We start from the raw sequence: 20348 nt of genomic DNA on the forward strand, positions 1-20348 counted from the left end.
GAGTCCAATGGAAGGTTACTCACCAAGGCGCAGTCAGCGAGAAAGGAATGCGTAACGACCCAATGGGCTCGTCACGTGAACCGCACATCTCGTCATGGACGCACTGCTGCACAAGCACGCAGGGAAATGGCGGGACAAACTGCAACAAGTCACGCAGGTGATTGATAGAGCGAAGGCGCATAGGCTTCGCTTCGTCGTCCAACAGCGTGAACTGGCCGTGATCCAGCCCGACTCGCGCCAGATAAAGGCCGCCTTCCAGAGACAGCAGCTCCAGCTCTCGTACCTCGCCATTCGCGGCCCGTTCGGTCAACGCTTGCAGATTCAAGGTTCACTCCCTGTCTACCACGGTAGGCGTTCTCCGTTATAAGCAAAGAAATTGCCGCTGTCGGCGGGCGCCAAGCGGTCAATCAGTGATAACAGCTCGCGGGCGGCGAGGCTTGCAGGCCTCGCGGCAGAAGCGCCTTTAAAGGGCTGGGACAGACCCGAAATGAATGTACCTGGATGAAGACTCAGCAAGCGTGTCTGAGGGCGTGTTCGTGCCAGTTCAATCGCAGCCGTTTTAATCAACATGTTCAACGCTGCCTTGGAGGCGCGATAGGCATACCAACCGCCCAGACGATTGTCGCCAATACTGCCGACCTTGGCGGAGAGCACTGCCATTGCGCCGCAAGCGTCAAGCAATGGTAAGAAGTGACGTAAAATCAGTGCAGGCCCGAGTGTGTTGACTTGGAATATCGCCTGAAGCGCATCTGCTTCAATAGAGGTGTAACTTTTTTCAGGCTTGATGTCTTCGCGATGAAGCAGGCCTCCAGCATGTAAAATCAATTGGTATGGGGCTTCTTCAGCTAGTTCGGCGGCCGCCCTGGCGATACTGTCGGGCTTTTCCAGATCCAATCCTGGAGCACTGTTGCGCCCCAGCTCACGAACAACCGAGCATCCTAGATCTTCGTTGAGCAACTCACAAAACGCCGCGCCGAGCGCTCCACTGGCACCTATCACCAATGCACGGTAGCCCTCGCCAAGGGAGTTCATCCTGAAGGAACTATTCATTTAGCCTCTCCGCAGACAGACATGGTCTATCGGTGCTACCAAAGCGAAACGTTCTAGGGCTGCTCTGTTTTGACAGTGAGCAGCTCGTCGCGTGTGTGTTTTGCTTCCGGCACCGCGCAACGGCTATCGACACATCGACGGCGGCCATCAGGGTGAGGTAACCACTCCAAATGGGGACGGAGACGGCAAAACTGGCGATAACCGAGTGTAAGCAGCGGTCTGAGTGCACGCCAAGTTAGCGGCGTGGCCCAAAATCCCAGGCCGGCTGCACGCCAGCTCCATAGAGTGGCGTCCAGGCCCTTAACCCAGCGACCATTGGCAAAACAGGCATGAAGCGTCGCTTGCATTTGCTCGAACGTGAAACCAAGTGCTTTGGCGTCGAATTCAGGACTTTCTATGTCAACAAACAGCAGTCGGGTCTCTGCCGCGTGTCGGCGAAGGATCGTGATTTCACGCGCACACAACGGACAGTGCCCGTCAAAGTACAGCGTCAGTGGCCAAGGCTCTTTGTTGTACATTTGTGGTTGTCTTGTATAGGTTTTGTATAAGATAGGCCCAAAAAAACGACCTGACAATCACGGTCATTCCTTACTGTGAAATGAACCACCCGCGCCAGGCAGTGTGCAAATTCAGCGGATATGCAGTCTCCTGCTGCCCGAAAAGAAATGGGGCAATGATCTAATTCTACAAAGTGGATCATTACGCTGACCTCGGCTTCGGATCGCCGGCAATCTCGCCCAAGCGGGGCTTTGGGCCTACAGTCATGAGTGTCGCTCACTGCAAGGAATACAAATGAACGCGTTGACTTCAACCTCTCTGCCAAAGCATGTCAGCCTGCTGGGTTATGGTGGTCTGTTGCCGTTTATTTTTCTGGCGCTGCTGATCCCATTCTCTCTCGACTATCGGCCGTTGTTTGCGATTGCGCTTGTTAACTATGGCGCCGTCATCCTGAGCTTTGTCGGCGCCTTACATTGGGCCTTCGCCATGACCGTGCTAGACATGCGCGCCGAGCAGCGTCGCAACCGGTTCATCTGGAGTGTCATTCCGGCGCTTATCGCTTGGATTGCCACGTTACTGCCAATGCCAATTGGTTGCTTGCTATTGGTCATCGGCTTTGTTGCACACCTCCGGCAGGATAGGCAGCTGTTCCCGATCATGAGCTTGCCCGCTTGGTACCTGCCGCTGCGATTACGGCTTACCCTCGTGGCGAGCGTCTGCTTGCTGCTTGTCGCGATCGTTGAAGCGCTTAATTCATGAAACCTCGTGTGCCCGGCTCGTTGCCCGTGCCTGGCAGCCGCTTATCGCGGTTGATGCGTTTTGGCAGTTTGGCCTCGGGCGTCGCTGGCGGCATGCTAGCCGAAGGTGCTCGGCAGTGGATTCAGGGCAAACGTCCGGCGCTCAGCGATCTGCTGTTGACCTCGGGTAATGTGCATCGGGTGGTCGAGCAACTGTCGCAACTGCGTGGCGCCGCCATGAAGGTTGGCCAGTTGTTATCGATGGATGCCGGTGATTTGTTGCCGCGCGAGTTCAGCGAAATCCTTTCTCGTCTGCGTTGCGACGCTCACTCTATGCCCATGAGCCAGTTGGTGGCAGTTCTCAACGAGAACTGGGGCAAGGGCTGGGAAGGGCGCTTCGAACGGTTTTCCTTCACGCCATTGGCTGCAGCGTCCATCGGCCAGGTTCATGTTGCAAAAGGAAAGGACGGCCAACGACTGGCGATCAAGGTGCAATACCCTGGCGTGCGCGAGAGTATTTCGAGCGATGTGGATAATGTTGCTACCTTGTTGCGCATGTCCGGGATGCTGCCTAAGGGCATGGATGTCGCCCCATTGCTCCAAGAGGCCAAGCGTCAGTTGCAGGATGAAGCGGACTATATGAAAGAAACCGAGCACTTACAGCGCTTTGATCGACTGTTGGCGGACAGTCCTGACTTTCTGGTTCCTCGTGCGTATGCCCAGTTCAGCACACCTAATATTTTGGTGATGTCCTTCGTTGACGGAGTAGCGGTGGATTCACTAGAGCACGCGCCCCAGGCAGAGCGCGACCGGATCATCATGTTGCTATTCGGCCTGTTTCTGCGCGAGGTGTTCGAGTTCCAATGCGTGCAGACCGACCCTAACTTTGCCAACTACCGTTATCAGCAAGACTCCAGCCGGATGGTATTGTTGGACTTCGGCGCCACGCGAGTTTATGACCGCAACATTACCGAGGCTTATCGCCGCTTGTTGATTGCAGGCCTGCATGAAGACCGTGGCGCCATCACCAATGCCGCGCTGGACGTCGGCTACTTTCAGCCTGAAACGCTCCCCAAACACAGAGCGGTACTCACTGATCTCATTACTCAGGCCTGTGAGCCACTGAGGCAGCAAGGTGCCTATGACTTTGCGACGTCTGACCTGGCCGTACGCCTACGTGATACTGGTTGGGAACTAGGTGCCGACCGCGACTTCTGGCACACACCACCTGTGGATGTACTGTTTCTGCATCGCAAGGTCGGAGGTTTGTACCTGTTGGCCGCGAAGCTGAAGGCGCGGGTGAATGTGCGAAGGTTGTTCGAGGCTTACGTGATTTGAGCGCTTTGTGAACGGTAAATGCTCGTCTCGGCTAGATCGTTTGTTCGCGACCTAAGTCGCGGCTAGCTTTCCAAGCCATCCGAACCTCAAAAAATGGGTCAAATTGTCTAAATGAATTGGATGCCAAGACATGCCCACAATTCATAGGTGCGCAGGGTTCGGGGGGCGCAGCACCTAAGTCTGCCGAATCCTCAAAATGGAATCGGCGATGGCTTGAGCATTTGCGTCCAGCGCTTCCATGGCCGACATCGCATGAGCGGCGACGCTTCCCACGCCATTTTCTGAAAGCCACTTGGTTATTTCTCCTATTGCTGCACCTAGTGCGTGCTGGTTATGCAGCAGCGATGTCAGGGCGTCCGCCGTGGCGATCTTGTAGTTCTAATTATCTGGCATGGCGCTCTTCCTTGTGATGGTGCACAGATCCTAGTTCATCTCACCGCTGTCCATACGGCGCGGGTTTGCCCGATGTTTTGGCAGAGCACGACTAGGACTGACAGGGGGCCAGAAGGCTGCACTCCCCGTCTTTGCTCGCCCGCCGTGCTTGGTCTGTGGAGCAAGCGATGGGTAATACTTATCTACCCGAGCTTCAGGTTTACGTACGGAGCCAAGCTTCCACCTTTTGCAATCTACCAACCTCGGAAGGCTTTGACTTTCCTGTTTCTAGAATCTCAAGCAGTCGCTGTCTTTCAGCTCTAGAGGAAAACCAATCATTTACCTCGATGCTGCAGTGGCTGGACTCACTCAATGCCCATCTAACGATCATGTCCGCAGCGGCTCGGTGGTGATGGGCCATCAACAGAGATCGGCCCTCCACAGAACAGCCGCGCTCCGCAAATTCATCGGTCACGTCAATGACGCCAAGTTCGCCAAAATAGGCTGTGGTGTCAGGCTAAAGAATGCCAGCCAATGACACCTTAGCCACGCCGGATTCTCGATCAAAATATGAAAGGAAATGCGATCCACCCTTGGTGCTTCCAGGATGTGGAAAGTTGATGGCGGCCTGTCTGTTATGCAGTGCTGATGCGTGACACGTTTGAGGTCAAGGTAGAAGAGCGGCTAGGCGATGAGGGCTTTCCTGAATTTATGAGCGCCGATTCGGTTAAGCGGAGGGCACCCCAGTTCGTGGTATGGCGCCTCATCAATGACGTTTGGGTGCGGCTGAAGGATCGCACTGTTCTAGTGGATGTAAGTCATAACCGTACTTTAAGCGCTTTGTGTATTTCCATACGTTATGACAAATACTGCGGGCTGAGAGTGTTTTTCTCAAAAATAGATCGATGAAAAAAAATTTGAAGTTTAGCTAAGGAATCGGTGAGTGCCGCCGATGAAGTATATTCATTAATTTAACAAGGAGTTATGCGTGTCTGACGGTATATTTTCAATGATCAAGAGTGTTTTTCCTACGCTCGTGGCTGGGGCTAAAGATCTACAGCGATCTATCATCACTCCGGCCGAATTCTTTAAAGATATGAAGCTTCGCAATTACTGGTGTGCGCAAGCCAGTTTGATCGGGCTAGTAATGGCAATAGCATTGTCACTACTAAGTTTTCCCTCGCTGAAGGGGGTTGGGATAGAAATAAGCAAGGACTTTTTATCCGTCATGGTTGTCCTGAATTGCATGTTTCTGATCCTCTATGGAGCTTGCTTTTGGTTAGGTGCACGTTTAATTTTAGGAAAGGGGTCGCTGTTTTCCACGATTAACTCATTTTTTTATATCTCAATTTGCCTAGTCTTCATGAAGATCGTTGAGATGCCAGCGCTAGGCTCGAGAATGACCGCTTTAGCGCATAGCTGTGAGCTTGGGGAGTTTGGAGCGAATGTCACTGCTGCGATATCCGCAAGTTCTGTTTCGAGGACGTCGAACTTTTTAATCGTCGTATTTTACCTTGCGTTTACCGTCTGCTCGGTAAAACTTCAGCGAGGCGTCAATGACTTCGGTATCGTAAGGGGAGTGGTGTCCGCGATTTTCGGGATGATACTCCTAAGTTTAGCCGTTATTTATATCCAAGAACCTGCAGTGTACGCAGTGGTCTGCGGCTACCTAGGAGCAAATTAACTTGCTATGTTTCAATTGGTTGGCTAGTTAGCGTCACCTCGCTGTAGATCAGCGATAAGATCGCTCATAACTGTACCATGGCTGGACGTTTCTTTGCGTCAACAGCCATGGCGCCGCTATCGAGGGTTCAGAACAGCGGGTGTGGGCCGAATTCTTCATCAATTCTTTCAACCCATCCTGAGTTTTCAGGTTTGTTGGCGGCCCCTCCTACTATTCTAATAGCGTATGCGCGGCAAACCTCCAAAATCGAGGGCGGGATGTATTCCAGTATCCCTTTGTATTCTTTGTCGTCCCCGTCACGGTATTGGTACATATCAGCGCACCAAAGATCGTAGACCCAGGCACTAATTTCCTCGTCGCTTTGCGGAAGGGCAACCAATTCTTTGACGAATTTGTTCAGGTGCTGACGCTCCCTCTTGGAAAATCCTCGCGTGGTTAGGCTAAAAAACTTTAAAGCCTTTATAGCTGGTCTGACTTGCCAGGTGAGCGAGTCAATGGAGTCTGGAGCTCGCATCAGCGGGACTAGCTGATACGGACTGAGCAACTCGCCGGTATTTGTTGCCACGGAATGCATTATACGGTCAAGGTGGAAGCTTCTACGCTCACTGCGCATGTGGCAAAAGGCATCAATGGTTTTATCAGTTTCCTTGCAGGGATCCGATATATCCCTTTCTGTGATATTACCTGCGCCATCCTGGTACTTAATGCGTATGCGCACTGTTGCTCCTGAAATTATGTACTGGGCTGTAAAATGTCATTGTTCATCTATTGTCGGGCGGGGAGCGAGCCTCGGAGGCGCGGCTCTTATCTATTCCCCACACTGCTTTAGCTATCTCTTCAATTTTCGCGACAAATTTATCGACGTTGAGCCCTGCGATGAAAGCTAGCGCGAAGAAACCAATTTCACTCGCGTCAGATTTAGAGCTGGATTCCAATACCAGCAAGCCCGCTTTGAGGAAAAGATAACTAACGGCACCAGCAATCACGCTCGTAATGGGGCGAATGAAGTACCACGCATACCAGTCCGTATCCCACCTCTTGTGGACGCATTTGTTCAAGTACACAGCCCTGAGACAGTAAAGGCAGCCCCCCACGCAACCAATTGCACCACACATCAATGGAATCCGTAGCACCTCATAAGGTTGTGCAAGCCAACCTAGCGCCATTGCGCCTATCGAGTAGGTCGCGATGAACAGCAACAGCACAAGATAGCCTACGATCAGAAGCAGCACTTAATAGTCCTTCAATTGGTCGGAGCACGTTCCGATAGTAACTGTGCAATCAGTTTCGCCCATGATGAACATGACAACTGGCAAACCATCGTTGGCCATGGTCAAGGCTAACGATGCTAGTAGATTCATGTCGTCGGAGCTCGGGCGTGACGAGTGCTTGGGCGGATGCGAATGCCAGTCACCGATGTAATCGACGATCCCGGCTGTTCTTCGACGTGTATCAAGAAGCACTTCTTCCTGGCCCTCGTACCCTCGAATGAAGGAGGCGGGTGTAGAGATGCTATCTGGAGGGGCGGGCATTCCTTTGACAATATTGATAGTCTTCAACTGATGGTCAGTATATCCGAGCAATATTCCACCTGTTTCATTAGGTAGCGCCTGGCTTCTCAGGCTGCGAACTTGTTCAATAAATCCTTGATCCCACCGGACTGTCCAGCCATCTGACCGTGCTTCCTTTGATTCAGAAATGGCTATTTCATGCGCTGCTACGCCGCCGGTTTCATCATTTACATCCCATACACACGCTCGTGCGCCCGATTTGGCTTGGCTCAGCCTTACCTGCCGGCTGAGGAGTGACGCGTGGAAGCGAATCAGTTCGACAGAAAGCCTGAGGGAAATATCTCTGCACCCGTTCCCGACCCATTCACCTTTGCTGTGTCCGTCAAGATGGAGTTCTCCCCACGGCGATTCGAGGATTGCACGGTAGTATTGGGCTTCAATGCTCGATATCCGAATGCCCCTGTCACGGTCTTCGAGAAGCAATACTGAGCTTCTACCTGAAGGTGTGAGGAATACGCTTGCGGTACGAGGTGTTCCATCACGCTCACCTAATTCCCTCGGTACATGCAACGTCGTCGTGGCGTCCACTACTAAGCTTGCGTTGCTTAGTGCCGCCGAGACATTCACATCTTCGTCGACAACGCTCGCGTCAATCGCCATATGCGGTGGTTGTTCGGGGAATATTTGATCCAGAATGCTTTTAACGGCTCTGACTTTCGGGGATCCGATAGCAGAATCCGAAATGATGTGCCTTGCCAGGTTGTGAGGCATAGCCTGGTCAGGATCTATCAAAGTCCACTGACCCCAAGACTCTCTCGTCCACGTTTCCACCATGGAGCTGCCGAGAGCACCTACCCCAGCGATCACTCCTTCGAAATCCGAATCTGCAGATTCCAGGCACGACAATGACCGGATGAGTGGCTTGTCGAGCTTATATCGAAGCTGGGTTGGCAAAATTGAAATAGCTTTCCATCGCTCCTCTAGCGTTTGGCCTATGAGCTCAACGGGGCTCCAGCTTCGTCGGTATTCATCATAAAAAAGCAACCCGCAGGCTTCACCCAGATGGAGCAGGGAACTGGTAACCCAATAGGCGAGGTCGTCAACCTTGTCCACTGTCCCGTTCCGGAGTCTCGGAACCGATAGCAAAATAAGAACGCATTTTGGACGCTGTTCATTGGATGAGAGATCAGTGACCGAAATCAACTGCTTGATTGCTTTGGTAAGCTCGTCAAAAAAAGAACCGCCACGAATCGCCACCCATTGGTCAAGGTCTCCTAGGGTCGCTGGGAAGCGCTCGACGCGCGAGCTTTCAACAGGCGGCAAATTAACGCGAAGGGTAGGGATACTCTTCATTCCACATGCCGTTGCTGCATTCGCATCTACATAGTAGCCAAGGTAAGTGGTGGCCTCAGTGCTACCTGACTCGGCTTCAACGAGAATTAAACGCCGAGCAGGATTCAAAGACTCCTCAGCGTGCTTGGCGGGCAGGATGATTTGGAATGGTGTATTGAAAAATAATTGCTCCAACGGCTGGTCGCCCAGGTGAAGCGAGTTTTCGGCTGATTCACGCAACCACCAAAGCACCCGAGCGAGAAATTTTTGGGGTGTCCAAGAGCGCTGAATCTCAGACCATGTGCTGTTGTACAAGCATAAGGAAAGAGGCTCTCCGGTACGTGTGTAATTTTGATGGCCTAGGACGGGGAACTCGCTTCTTAAAGCCCTTACCCCTACAGGAGGGTCTTCTTGCATGTTCACAGTGAGGGCAAGCCACTCCTTACGCAATATGCCGTTTGGATTGCGGGCCCCGACAGACCCGTCTCCTGCCTTCACCACAATTATCTCGGTCAGGCCTGCGCCGTCTAATAGCGAACGTGTTTCCTGAATCTGGAAATATTCATGCCTTTCGCATGCTCGATAGATCTCTTTGGACAAGGGAAGTGTTAGTGCCTGTGCACCATCTTCGACTGGGTTGCCCCACTCGATGAGATTGGGACTCACTTCTTGGCTCCTGCCCGAGGTGCAGCTGCTGCTACTGCGCTGCTCGCTGCCGCTATTCCGACAGCTGCTCGCACCAAACCTGATGATGTAATCTCGAATCGGATTGTCTCGGGCTTGGCTTTGTCACCTACACAAAGGAATAGACCATTGACGTCATCCAGGATGGATTCGTACTCCCGCTTAGCGCGGATGCAGGGTGGATCGTTCTTGTCGTCAAGCACCTTCTTGCTGCTGGCGACGATGATCGCACCCTCACGAGCTTGACCCAACGCAGATCTTGCACCCTCGGATACCTCTGCATCTTCCCCATATGTCGACCAGCTGTGGTGCGAAAGAGCGTGCCACGAACAGTGGTGCGGAGCCTGTAGCAGATCGTATTCCAGCACTTCAGGGGTATCTTTGTAACGATCCCAAATTCGCTCCCAGATGGAGGTATGGGCGTCTCCACCAGTCAGAAAGCGAGTTTTATTTCGGCTGAATGATGACGGAGCCAATTCGATACTCAAAATCACGCTCGAGTGATTCTTCGAGAGAGTCTTTTCGGTCTCGTCATCTTGCTTGGGCATAGGCGCCAGGAGCCTGGCGCTGAAGAAGTCACCGTAGGTGTGTCCGCCAATCGTCGAGAACGTCTCTCCTGTCTTCACAAGGATTGGTTGGATATTGTCGGTTTTTCCACCTTCATCCTCGCCGAACACTCGAACGCCATTCCCAGCTATCGCGTAGCCAAGCTCCTTCCAACGAAGTACGCGACGTCGAGCCTCAACGTGAAAGGCATGGGCGTCATCGCACAGCGTCAGGCCGAGCGAGTTACGTCTACGAAAAATCATAGGAGACGACCACATCTCACGGATGACGATTCGCTTTTCAGCTTGCGGCTTTTTATCGTCTGGGTAGTCCTCAATCGGCCCAAGCCAAAAATGCTTGCGCACTCCGAGACAGTGATCCTCGTCAGGATGGCTGAGAAGGAAAGCATCCACGTAGGGCCTTTGGTCAGCATCGGTCAGCAATTGCTTCCTCAGTTCAGCCGCGACATCCGGCGTCTCATCTTCTGGATCATCTGCCGCTAGGCGGATGCGAACATCAATGATGATGGTTGTAGCGTCGGCATTTGCCAGCCGCACCATGGTCATGTCGCCGTTACCCACCGGGAAAAACGCAATTTGTCCAGCCATGGTGCACACCCCCAAAAAGAAGACGCGGATCGTCGTAATGGCAATACGGTACCCATAAAAATTAGATGAGTCTACTTTTTAGTAGTGTTACTATCGCATCATTCACTACGCTAGGCAGAAACAGATGACTGACCACCTACAGAAAAAAGCAGGCCGGTGGGGGCAGATGCGCCGCTTGGAGTTCATTGACTTCCGGCTTTTGTGGGAGGGAAGGGTAAATCGGGCAGATTTGCTCGATTTCTTTGGGATTTCTGCGCCGCAGGCCTCCTTAGACTTCGCTAGCTACCTGGAGCAAGCGCCAGGAAATGCGGTCTATGACAGGACTGTTAAAGCCTATGTGGCAACAGATGCGTTCACCCCGAGATTTGCTCCGGATGACGGATTGCGTTATCTGGATGAGCTCCTAGCGCGGGAAATGGGCGTGATTGATGAGGCAGAGAGCTTCATTGGATGGGCGCCCCCAATGGATTCTGTGCCTAACCCGATTCGTCTGGTGGATAAGCCGGCGCTGATCAAAATTTTACGAGCTATTCAGAGTCAGGAAGCACTCGAGATCAATTATCAATCGATGAGTGGGCCGAATCCAACCATCAGGACTGTTGCACCCCATGCTTTAGGGTTTGATGGCTATAGATGGCATGTACGTGCCTATTGCTTCAGACGTAACCAACACATAGATTTTGTTCTCGCAAGAATCCTTTCGTTGGCTCCGAAAGAACTGCCCTCCACGCCGCCTTTCGACAAGTTATGGCATACCTATGTTCAAGTGGTAATTGGAGCACATCCTGAGTTAGATGAGGGGCGGCGTCGTGCAATTGAACTGGATTACGGAATGCAGGATGGCCAGAGTACATTGACCACCCGGCAATCTCAGCTTTGGTATCTGCTACAGAAACTTGGTCTCAGGAACCAAAATCCTGATCCCAAAGCACAGCAACTGGTGCTTCTCAATCCGAACGAGTGCCAAGAATGGTTAGGTGAGTAATTTACACCGAATACAATGATTCAGAAAGATATTTGCAAATCTAACTGATGGATTAAACATGGTTGCGATATTAGAGTTGGTGAAAGATCCTTACGAACGAAAGGCTAGAGTGATACCAGGGCTGCTGGTTTCATTGCCGCTGCTTGTGCCTTTACTCTGCGTTTATGGAGCTAAACATCCGGTACTCACCAGCGTCATAGGACTGTTGGGCGGGTGTGGTGCGATCTACGCGTTAGCGAGCGTTGCTCGTGGTCGAGGGAAAAAGCTAGAAGAAAAGCTGTTAGAGAAATGGGGCGGAATGCCTACGACACTAGCTTTGCGGCACAGCGATAAATTTCTGGATAGCGTCAGTAAGCAGAGATATCACCAACAAATATCGTCAAAATTGGGTATTGATATGCCTAGCGAGCAGGATGAGAAATCGGATCCTGCTAAAGCTGATGATATCTATATTGGCGCGACTAAGCGCCTCAGGGAGTTAACGCGTGGCAATAAAAATCTCCTGCTGAAAGAAAACATCGCTTATGGCTTTCACCGCAATATGGTCGCAATGAAGGCCGTAGGAATACTATCTTGTCTCTGCGGTTTAGGGTATGGCGGACTGATCGCGGGAGTAATTCGGGTAAAGCCGCCTCATTTTGAACCGATCCATTTGGCAGATCCAGGACTCGCAGCAGGGCTCACAATTTTGATTTCAGGGTCACTTTTGATGGCCTGGTTATTTTATTTCGACAAGGATGCGGTAAGGCGAATGGGTTTTGTATACGCAGAGCGTTTGTTCGAGTGCCTTGGTTCGCTACCCAATCCGAGGGCAAGAAAAAGAACCGGTTCAAGCCCAGGTTGAAGAATAGATTCGTACGGATTTATTTTTAGAAGCAACAGTCAATTATAATTATGCAAGGAGGCAGAATGCCTACGATAAAAAGCTTATCTGTTGGTAATGGCGATATGTTTTATATCCTTCATGGTGGTGATAATTTTACCATGATTGATTGTAATCTAAATGCTGAAAATGCTGATGAGATTATCACCGAACTCAAGGAGGTATCTAAAACCAAAAGTATGCGACGCTTCATCTGCACTCATCCGGATGAGGATCATTTTAAAGGCATCGAGAAACTAGATAAAAAATTTCCTATAGCGAATTTTTATTGTGTAAAAAACAAGGCTCAAAAACCCGATCTAACCGATTCGTTTCTTCATTATTGTGCCTTGAGGGATAGCGGGAAGGCTTTTTTCCTTGAGAAAGGTTCAAAGCGGAAGTGGCTTAATCAAGGCGATGACGAACGTGGATCTTCCGGGGTTCATGTTCTTTGGCCGGATACCTCTAACGCAGACTTTAAGGAAGCTTTGCGTAAATGCGATGCTGGCGAGAGCTTCAATAACGTGTCCTGTGTATTGAGGTACTCTGTAAAAGGAGGGGCAAGCTTTCTTTGGTTAGGTGATCTCGAGACTGATTTCATGGAGAGCATTGTAGATTACATCGAACTGGAAAAAACAACCGTAGTGTTCGCCTCTCATCACGGTAGAGCATCCGGAAAGATCCCAGACTCTTGGCTCGAGAAACTTGATCCTCAGATCATTGTAATCGGTGAAGCTCCATCGCGGCATCTTCACTACTATACCGGCTATAATGTTATTACCCAAAACAAAGCAGGCCATATTACGATGGATTGCGTAGATAACATGGTTGATATCTATGTAACGAATGAAGAGTACGAGCGCGATTATCTCGCGGATCATGGGAAGCGAGCTTACTCAGGATATATTGGCTCCTTAGAGGTCGAGACTGAATACACCCTCTAGCTGATGACCCTACAGGGAAGAAACAAGGGAGGTAACTATTCAATACCGCTGCCTCCTTGATCTCCGCTGAAAAGCATCCAGAGGTAAGACATCCATTTTCGCAGGCTAACCGCCCGGATGTCCCCTGCATGTATCGATTAGTTCTAGGAGGTGGGTTAGCCGTGCCTTGGCGACCTGTCAGTATCCCGTTAAAGCCGCGTTACCGGCGCGGGATACATCTGTGCTGCCAGACTTTCGTGTCTTCACAGCTCAAGCTCAATGGACGGGCTGATGGCACTGAGCTATGTTCGCTGCAGGATCACGTGCGAGCTTGCGCGATGGCTTAAGAAAGGGATCGGTACGATGATTTACCAATGCAACGGATGCAGCAGGACTACCTTCGAGACTGCATGTCCTTGGTGCATGGGCTCCCAGGTTTCTCCTTCATCAGAAGTCACTCTGCGACACCTCACACCGCTGGATCCTTCGTTCTACCCTGATTTTCAGTACAGATCCAAAGGCTTGATTCAGGACTTCTTCGGTAAGAAGAAAGAGCAAGCCCAGCTCAACGAGCTACTGAACAATGTCTTGCGAAAATACGCGGAGCTGAAGCATCCATATTTCACAAACTTCATCCACACGACCCGCGAGAGTGCAGGTAGTAGTGATGACGCGGATGTGCCAGGCCCACGCTTGGATGGTGTCTACAGCGAAAGGGAGCTGTTCAGGGAGGTTTTAATTCGCAAAGGCTTTGACGAGCTCGAAGGGCTTCCTTCCCTCATGGACAAGCTGCTGCAAACAACCGCCTTCAACTCAGTTTACCTGGGTTTCTCAAGAGAGCTTACCCGCCACATCCGAGCTGACCTGGCCGACACCTTGCGCTCTTGGATTGAAGAGGCTGGGACAACGTTTAGGTCTGACTTGGCTTTGTTCTATTACTACATGTGGGAGAATGACGTTGCATTCCCCAATATCCATTTCAATCCCCAAGCGGCTTCGACATCTGGTGTGCCACTTATCCCTCTACAGATTTTTCGGACTGCCCTGAGCCTCTGTGAGGAGATCTATTTCGACATTCTCGTTGAGCGGCTAGGGTCTCAGCTGGAGCATTTCAATCCGAATCAGTTCATCACCATGTACCTGGTGGATGCCATGGATGGGTTTCAGTTTGAAACCTTCCTGGTTGAGATCTTCCAGACCATCGGCTACGACGTCAAAGAGACCAAGAAGACTGCTGATCAGGGCGCTGACCTTTTCGTTACCCGATTTGGTAAAAACATAGTTATCCAAGCTAAGAATTACTCTGGCTCTGTAGGCAATGCTGCTGTGCAGCAAGCCATCTCTGCTAAAGCCTTCTATGGGTGTGACGAGGCCATGGTCGTTACGAACTCCTATTACACGAAATCAGCGAAAGAGTTGGCCAGTACGGCGGGCGTGCGGCTAATCGATCGGGATGGTCTTCAAAGCTACCTTGATGACTACAATCAGAAGCTCATTGAGATATTCCAAGCTGAAGAGTAGGGCGCCTAACCCTAATTTGAAGGGGGGCAGCCATTAATCAAGTCTCAAAAAAATAATGCAACGGAGATGCGCTATGACAGCAGATGCTTTTTGGAAACCATTTGAGGTAGAAATAAATGACTTCAACGGATTAGTGCACGTAATTAATCAGGTGATGGATAAGGCGGTAGAAAAAGATATAAGTTTCGCTTGGCGCGGACAAGTCGACGCCAGTTGGGCACTACATAGTTCTCTTTATCGCAGAATGAACATTACTCGAGGAAAGACTCTTCCAGAGGCTGATATTGAAAAAGCAGAAGGGGAAATACTCATTGAATTACATAGGTGGGGTCTCCACTCATCCCCTCATGGTGGGAGGCTATCAGTGCTAAAGCAGCTCGCTATGCTGCAGCACTATGGCGCGCCTACGAGGTTAATTGACATCACATTCAATGCTTGGGTTGGTGTATGGTTCGCCGTTGAACAAAAATGGAGTAACGGTGTTCTGAATGAAGATGTTGATGCCAGGCTTTTTGCATTCGATGTTACGGACAGATTGATTAACGAGAAGGCAGAGTTTAGGCCTTGGGAAGATTCCTATCATCGACCATGGAAGAGTGGTGCTATCGATGATCTAGATAGAAAGGAGTGGACTACCTCGGTTTACGCATGGAAGCCTTCGAGTCTGGATGCACGAATTGCAGCTCAAAATGGAGGCTTCCTTTTTGGAGGTGTTCCTGCCAGCAGCAAACCGGATAATAAAAAATTTCAGTTCCCCAAATCTCCAAATTTTAACGATGGTTGGTGGTCGATTGAGGAGGGGCGCAAAGCGTGTTGTATCGCTGCCAGGCCTCATGTTTTTGAGCCAGCCAAAGGTAAACGCCCTGGGCCGGGCGCACTTTATACCTTCAGGATTAAGGCCGCTGCCAAAGCCGACATAAGACAGCGACTGGAAAAACTTTTCGGATATAAACATTCGACTATATACCCTGACTTTTCTGGTTTTTCCTCGTTCGGTGTTCCCCATATAAAAAACTACTAGGTTTTTTCATAGCTCATCTATCTATACTCTGCGCGCTTGACAAGTATGCACAAAAACGGACAGTTTAATCAAAGGTACACCGGTAGGCATGAACCAGGTACTCACAGGGAGGAGAGGATGAAGCTATTTTTAGACTGTGAGTTCACTCAGCTCAACCGAGACACAAAGTTGATTTCGCTGGCACTCGTGTCCGAGGCCGGCCACGAATACTACGTTGAACTAACAGACACCTACCTAGTGGGAGACTGCAGCGACTTCGTGATCCAGAACGTCCTGCCTCAGCTCAACCTTCTTGAACATGGGCAGCCCTTGGCCGAAGCTCAAGCCTCACTGCTTGCTTTCCTGAACGACCTTGAAGGCCCGCTCGAGGTTTGCTCGGATGCTCCGGATTGGGACTGGGATCTGTTCTGCCAACTGGCCTACGTCGATCATCGTTGGCCAGCTAACGTTGCCAATCGTCCAACCGACCTAATCCTGCTATTCAGGCATCTTGAAGTGGATGATATCGGCAAGGTGACGCTCCCGGAACTTCCCCATCACGCGCTACTGGATGCTCGCCTCTTAACCGACCTTTATCGTCGACTGAGCAAGTTGAAAGCGAGCTAGAAAGGGGGCGGATTTACGCCGTGAGAGAATGACTGTAGGTAAAGCCTTGGCGAGCACGATGCCGTCGCTGTCTTGCCATCGCTCCTTCGAGCCATAGGCTCGGCTGCGTTGACAATGAATGAACCGTAATGGTCATCGCACGAAACGCTTGAGTGACCGGCGACTCGAAATCACTTGCTCTCGTATCTCCTCTGGATCCATCGACATACCGCCGTCTGGAGTAACGCGAAGAGACTGCAGACTATTTAGAGAAGTGATGAAAGCGCGATCTCTGGCTTGCTCGCGGTCTGATCGTTCGTCTCGGCAAATGAACCTTATCAATCGACCTAGACACTTCATGCCATGCTCCTATTCTCGTGTTCCATGGCAGCATTTTCAGCGATGTGCAGGATAATGTCCCTGCCATTTTGTAAGGCCTCTCGTCGGGGGGGGAGGTATAACCGCTGTCCCTGCTATCTGAGGAAAGGTGGCTAATTTGCTGAGAGTCTGAACACCGCTTAGAAAGCCAACGGTAATGCACCTCAACCCAGTGTCAGAGCGACGTGGCCTGTAGGTCTTTTAGTGAAGCCCTATTTGGGTTCTCTTAGATTGACGCGATAGCGCCGGTAAAAAAATGCAGCCGGCCTCGCTTGTGCGAGGCCGTCCTACTAGGTGCAGCAACTATTTGCAATTGCCTGCTTTGCGGTATCCCGCTGCTTGGGCTTCAGATTCCGAAGAGAACGAGATCTGATTTTTCGCGGACACCTGACCATAACCAGGGCATCCCACAGAGAGATGGTACACCCGACTCTTTCTGTTGCCGATGATAGCGCCTACTCCGTTCGCACTCGCAAGGGTTGGCTTGGCCGCTGCCTTCGGAAGATTAATAGGGAGGGCACCAACTACCCCATCACCAACCGTCTTGTATCCTTGTGACCATTGACGTTCGCCAGTCACGAATGGATTGGAGTGCCCCATGATTGCAGCAATGCGTCGATCTCGCTCTTTCTCCCAAGGCGAAACCGGGTACTGCTTGTCCCAAGCCATCAGTAGCTGCTGTTGCTGGCGAGACATGTTGAGTTTATACCTATCGAACATGTAGAAGGTGGTTCTAGCTACCAAACCTTTAACCTCATCGCGAGGTTCGGCAGCGCGTTGATCGAAATCCACTCGGGTCTTGCACTGCCCATACTGCGGAGCGATTCCGGAGGCCATTCCGTAGTTGAAATTACTGCGGTCGCCATTCACTTCACCTACGGACGGGTAGAGGTTAAACAGGTCTGCCTCCATTGCTCGAAATACCGGATCATCATCTACGCAGTTCTCTCGACCACCGCTTTTCCAGCATTGACGTTGGTTGCCGAATGTCCAGGCTGGAACAATATGTTCCCACTCAGTTCTCTCTGCCCGAGTCTCTTGCTTTCTTGCCTTCAGACCACATGATGCCGGGTCAATACGGCCACCAGATTTGCCAACCCACGTCCATTTGCAGCCGCAGTACAGCTCGCCCATGGAGCTATTGGCTTGGTCAAGGTAGACCTTTTGTTTGGCAATGACTTTCGCTTCGGTGAATGTCGCCGGTGGGCTGGCAAAGGCAGGGGAGATTAGTGGGAAGAGTAGCGATAGGGCGTACAGCAGTTTCTTCATCTGAAAACTTCATCAACGTTTGAAAGGTGCTGCATTATACGTTGATCGCTTACGGCAGGGCGCTTAACTCCCTCAAGATAGAGCGAAAAACCAAGTGTGGCGCAACGGCCGGTTTGCTGGGGCGACCCTATGTGCCAATGAAGTTTTGCTAAATATCTACAGTAATGTTATTAGCTGCGATAGCCACGGCGCAGGCGCCATGGCTATCAATAGCAGGCCGCCGGTGTTTTCGGTGTTTTTGGAGGATATGAGTTTACGGAGGCTATGGAATGAAAAGTTCGTTTACGCATTGCAGTTCTGGGGATAGGGGCGAGGGTGTCCACCTGATTTTTGCTAGTATCGCTCTTTAACTCGATAACAAAGACGAGATTTTCCGGGCGCTCGCATGCTCAGAAAATCTCACATTACCCGCAGCTTTTTATGAAGCGGCTATTAACGGTTTGGCTACTTCTGCTTCGACTGCAAGCGCAATATCTGTATCGAGTTCCAGCTTTGCCCGCTCCAGCAGTTCAGCTGGTAGCTCTTTCTGCACGGACACGCCCAGTTCCTTGAAGTCAGACGCTTGCTTGATCAAGTTACCCCTACCTGTGTAAAGCTGTCCCAACGCCTTTTCGTAAGTATCCTTAGCTTTATCAAGCTGGTTGCCTACAGCCAGCATGCTTGTCAGGAAACCATGAAGCTTCTCGTAGAAGCGTTGGGCTCGATTGGCCAGTTCTGCGGTATGTTTGTTGCGATCTTCAAAGCTCCACAGCTGCTTGACGATTTTCAGACTGGTCAACAATGTAGTCGGAGTAGCTACCAGTACATTTCGCTCAATCGCTCGCTGGAAAAGCGATTCATCATGCCGTAGTGCTTCAACGTAGGCGGATTCGATCGGGATAAACATGATCACCACTTCCGGCGAATTCAGTCCTGCGAGGCGGTAATAATCTCGATCGGCTAGCTCATTGATGCGGTCACGCACAGCTGCGGTGTGGGCGGCCAAAGTTTGGGCCCTTATTAAGTCATCCTCGGCATTGATAAAATCGGTGTAAGCGACCAGCGATGTCTTGGCGTCGATGATCATGTGCTTGTTCTGCGGCAGATAAACAATGGCGTCCGGACGCTGGCGGCCGTCTTCCGTGTTGAAGCTCACCTCGCGTTTGTAGTCAGTGCCTAAGCGCAAGCCGGAGTTGTCGAGAACGTTTTCCAACATCAACTCACCCCAGTTGCCTTGGACTTTCTTCTGGCCACGCAGGGCCGTAGTTAGTTTTTCCGCCTGGTCGGTGATATCTTTGTTCAAGATCTGGAGGTTCTTCAGCTCGGTACGCAGTTCAACTCTTTGTTCGGCGTCCTTGGTATGGATGTCTTCGATACGCGAGCGGAAACCTTTCATCTCCGTCTGCAGTGGGGCAATCAGATTGTTTATGCTTTCTTGGTTGAGTTCTTTGAAAGCCTTACCCTTGCGCTCCAGCACATCGTTGGCCAAGCGTTCAAATTCTTTAGTAAGACTTTCCCTATTTTCGTTCAACTGCTTGAATTGAGCGTCAAAACTCAGCTGTTTTTCCTGCAATGAAGTATTGAGTTTTACGTGAGCATTTTCTAGGGCGGCGTAGTTTTCCTGCGCAATTTTGAGTTCAGATTTGGTGGTTTCCCACCACGCTTTATAGGTGCTCAGCTCATTTTGCTTCTCTAGTAACTGGGTCTGAGCCTGCGCGTGCAATTCGCGCGTCTCTCCGAGCTGGGATGCAGTCTGCTTGATCTGAGTTTCGACCGTCGATAGCTGAGTTTCCAATTTCTCGCGCTGTTGATCGCGCTCGGCCAATCGTTCAGTGAATGTGACAGCGTTGCTGGTTATTTGATCCTGTAGCTTCGCAGCGGTTTCCTGCGTCCTCGAGTTACTCTCACGGGCTGCCTGTTCTGATTGTTGGGCGCGTTTGAGCTCGGTTTTAAGGTCAGCGATTTCCGCATCCAGCCTGGCTAATTGATCTTTATTGTTGTCCCGATCCGTTTCCATCCGTCCATAGGCGATATCCAGGGCGGCTTTTTGCTCCAACAACTGAGCGAGCTTGGTCTCTTGGATTACTAACTCAGCCTTAGCCTGTTCTAAAGCGGAACGAGTGATCTCAATGTCCTTGACCATCTGTTGATGGTTGCGTTGCGCGCGCCAGCTGGCAAGTATCCATGCAACGATGAAAGCAGCTAGTGGTAGTGCGACCAACATCCATTTTTGCTCCACGATGAATCTCCTGCTTTTAGGTTGCCTTCAAAGCAATCGTCCCCTTCAAGGGCGATGACGCCTCACTTTTCCCCACCCACATTTTGCGCCGGGCCCATTGCTGGGGGACTGATATCAAAACGCGCGCGACAACAGGCGTTTAGATCGAGAGGGCTAACAATTATGTGTGCAATGCCGAGCATAGACCACGTTTCACCATGATGGCCAAACGCATATAGGCTTCATG

General features: G+C 51.0%; 19 protein-coding genes and 1 pseudogene. 9 read left to right on the plus strand and 11 right to left on the minus strand.

Features of this window, described 5'->3' with window-relative positions; genetic code table 11:
• Positions 1 to 19: 19 nt before the first annotated feature.
• The 3 genes from L6D81_RS15285 to L6D81_RS15295 are packed head-to-tail and all read right to left on the minus strand — an operon-like array spanning position 20 to position 1568.
• A complete protein-coding gene (locus tag L6D81_RS15285) occupies positions 20 to 325 on the minus strand; it encodes a DUF6482 family protein (protein ID WP_236180659.1) in 306 nt (101 codons plus the stop codon).
• 14 nt (positions 326 to 339) lie between these two features.
• Positions 340 to 1050, minus strand: a complete 711-nt coding sequence (locus L6D81_RS15290; protein WP_236180661.1) for an SDR family NAD(P)-dependent oxidoreductase — start codon at positions 1048 to 1050, stop codon at positions 340 to 342.
• 53 nt (positions 1051 to 1103) lie between these two features.
• Positions 1104 to 1568: a thiol-disulfide oxidoreductase DCC family protein gene (locus L6D81_RS15295; RefSeq protein ID WP_236180663.1), complete on the minus strand. Its 465-nt coding sequence runs from the start codon at positions 1566 to 1568 to the stop codon at positions 1104 to 1106.
• Positions 1569 to 1842: 274 nt separating this feature from the next.
• On the opposite strand from L6D81_RS15295, the gene L6D81_RS15300 reads away from it, so the two are divergent.
• Both L6D81_RS15300 and L6D81_RS15305 read left to right on the plus strand, forming a co-directional pair.
• Positions 1843 to 2307, plus strand: coding sequence for a DUF3429 domain-containing protein (locus L6D81_RS15300; protein WP_236180665.1), 465 nt, complete (start codon positions 1843 to 1845; stop codon positions 2305 to 2307).
• Complete coding sequence (locus L6D81_RS15305) at positions 2304 to 3623, plus strand: ABC1 kinase family protein (protein ID WP_236180667.1); 1320 nt, start codon at positions 2304 to 2306, stop codon at positions 3621 to 3623. Before L6D81_RS15300 ends, L6D81_RS15305 begins: the two co-directional genes overlap by 4 nt.
• A 174-nt stretch (positions 3624 to 3797) precedes the next feature.
• Here L6D81_RS15305 and L6D81_RS15310 read toward each other — a convergent pair whose 3' ends face one another.
• A complete protein-coding gene (locus L6D81_RS15310) occupies positions 3798 to 3992 on the minus strand; it encodes a hypothetical protein (RefSeq protein WP_236180799.1) in 195 nt (64 codons plus the stop codon).
• A gap of 223 nt (positions 3993 to 4215) precedes the next feature.
• Positions 4216 to 4634 (minus strand): annotated as a pseudogene (locus tag L6D81_RS15315) (hypothetical protein).
• A gap of 349 nt (positions 4635 to 4983) precedes the next feature.
• Here L6D81_RS15315 and L6D81_RS15320 point away from each other — a divergent pair.
• Entirely contained in the window at positions 4984 to 5679 is a 696-nt protein-coding gene (locus L6D81_RS15320) for a hypothetical protein (RefSeq protein ID WP_236180669.1), read from the plus strand.
• A gap of 127 nt (positions 5680 to 5806) precedes the next feature.
• Here L6D81_RS15320 and L6D81_RS15325 read toward each other — a convergent pair whose 3' ends face one another.
• The 4 genes from L6D81_RS15325 to L6D81_RS15340 are packed head-to-tail and all read right to left on the minus strand — an operon-like array spanning position 5807 to position 10360.
• Entirely contained in the window at positions 5807 to 6397 is a 591-nt protein-coding gene (locus L6D81_RS15325) for a hypothetical protein (protein WP_236180671.1), read from the minus strand.
• 43 nt (positions 6398 to 6440) lie between these two features.
• Complete coding sequence (locus L6D81_RS15330; RefSeq protein WP_236180672.1) at positions 6441 to 6911, minus strand: hypothetical protein; 471 nt, start codon at positions 6909 to 6911, stop codon at positions 6441 to 6443.
• Positions 6912 to 9188 carry a Mov34/MPN/PAD-1 family protein gene (locus L6D81_RS15335; protein WP_236180674.1) on the minus strand — a complete coding sequence of 759 codons (2277 nt, stop codon included), beginning with the start codon at positions 9186 to 9188 and terminating at the stop codon, positions 6912 to 6914.
• Positions 9185 to 10360, minus strand: a complete 1176-nt coding sequence (locus L6D81_RS15340) for a ComEC/Rec2 family competence protein (RefSeq protein ID WP_236180676.1) — start codon at positions 10358 to 10360, stop codon at positions 9185 to 9187. The genes L6D81_RS15335 and L6D81_RS15340 overlap by 4 nt, the downstream gene beginning before the upstream one ends.
• 124 nt (positions 10361 to 10484) lie before the next feature.
• Between L6D81_RS15340 and L6D81_RS15345 the strand changes: the two genes are divergently transcribed.
• From L6D81_RS15345 to L6D81_RS15370, 6 genes are all read left to right on the plus strand, one after another.
• Entirely contained in the window at positions 10485 to 11345 is an 861-nt protein-coding gene (locus tag L6D81_RS15345; protein ID WP_236180677.1) for a helix-turn-helix transcriptional regulator, read from the plus strand.
• Between the two features lie 58 nt (positions 11346 to 11403).
• Positions 11404 to 12189, plus strand: a complete 786-nt coding sequence (locus L6D81_RS15350) for a hypothetical protein (RefSeq protein WP_236180678.1) — start codon at positions 11404 to 11406, stop codon at positions 12187 to 12189.
• Positions 12190 to 12254: 65 nt separating this feature from the next.
• On the plus strand, positions 12255 to 13151 hold the full coding sequence (locus L6D81_RS15355; RefSeq protein ID WP_236180679.1) for a ComEC/Rec2 family competence protein: 897 nt from the start codon (positions 12255 to 12257) through the stop codon (positions 13149 to 13151).
• Between the two features lie 342 nt (positions 13152 to 13493).
• Positions 13494 to 14651 carry a restriction endonuclease gene (locus tag L6D81_RS15360; RefSeq protein ID WP_236180801.1) on the plus strand — a complete coding sequence of 386 codons (1158 nt, stop codon included), beginning with the start codon at positions 13494 to 13496 and terminating at the stop codon, positions 14649 to 14651.
• Between the two features lie 73 nt (positions 14652 to 14724).
• Positions 14725 to 15672 (plus strand): FRG domain-containing protein, encoded by a 948-nt coding sequence (locus tag L6D81_RS15365; protein ID WP_236180680.1) that lies wholly within the window; start codon positions 14725 to 14727, stop codon positions 15670 to 15672.
• Positions 15673 to 15789: 117 nt separating this feature from the next.
• Positions 15790 to 16278 carry a 3'-5' exonuclease family protein gene (locus tag L6D81_RS15370; protein WP_236180681.1) on the plus strand — a complete coding sequence of 163 codons (489 nt, stop codon included), beginning with the start codon at positions 15790 to 15792 and terminating at the stop codon, positions 16276 to 16278.
• 660 nt (positions 16279 to 16938) lie between these two features.
• On the opposite strand, the gene L6D81_RS15375 is transcribed toward L6D81_RS15370, so the two are convergent.
• Together L6D81_RS15375 and L6D81_RS15380 are read right to left on the minus strand one after the other, a co-directional pair.
• Positions 16939 to 17904 carry an endonuclease gene (locus L6D81_RS15375; RefSeq protein ID WP_236180682.1) on the minus strand — a complete coding sequence of 322 codons (966 nt, stop codon included), beginning with the start codon at positions 17902 to 17904 and terminating at the stop codon, positions 16939 to 16941.
• A 418-nt stretch (positions 17905 to 18322) separates the two neighbouring features.
• Positions 18323 to 20122: a DNA recombination protein RmuC gene (locus L6D81_RS15380; RefSeq protein WP_236180683.1), complete on the minus strand. Its 1800-nt coding sequence runs from the start codon at positions 20120 to 20122 to the stop codon at positions 18323 to 18325.
• Between the last annotated feature and the right edge of the window lie 226 nt (positions 20123 to 20348).

It is taken from the genome of Pseudomonas sputi (assembly GCF_021603585.1).
Taxonomy (GTDB): Bacteria; Pseudomonadota; Gammaproteobacteria; order Pseudomonadales; family Pseudomonadaceae; genus Aquipseudomonas; species Aquipseudomonas sputi.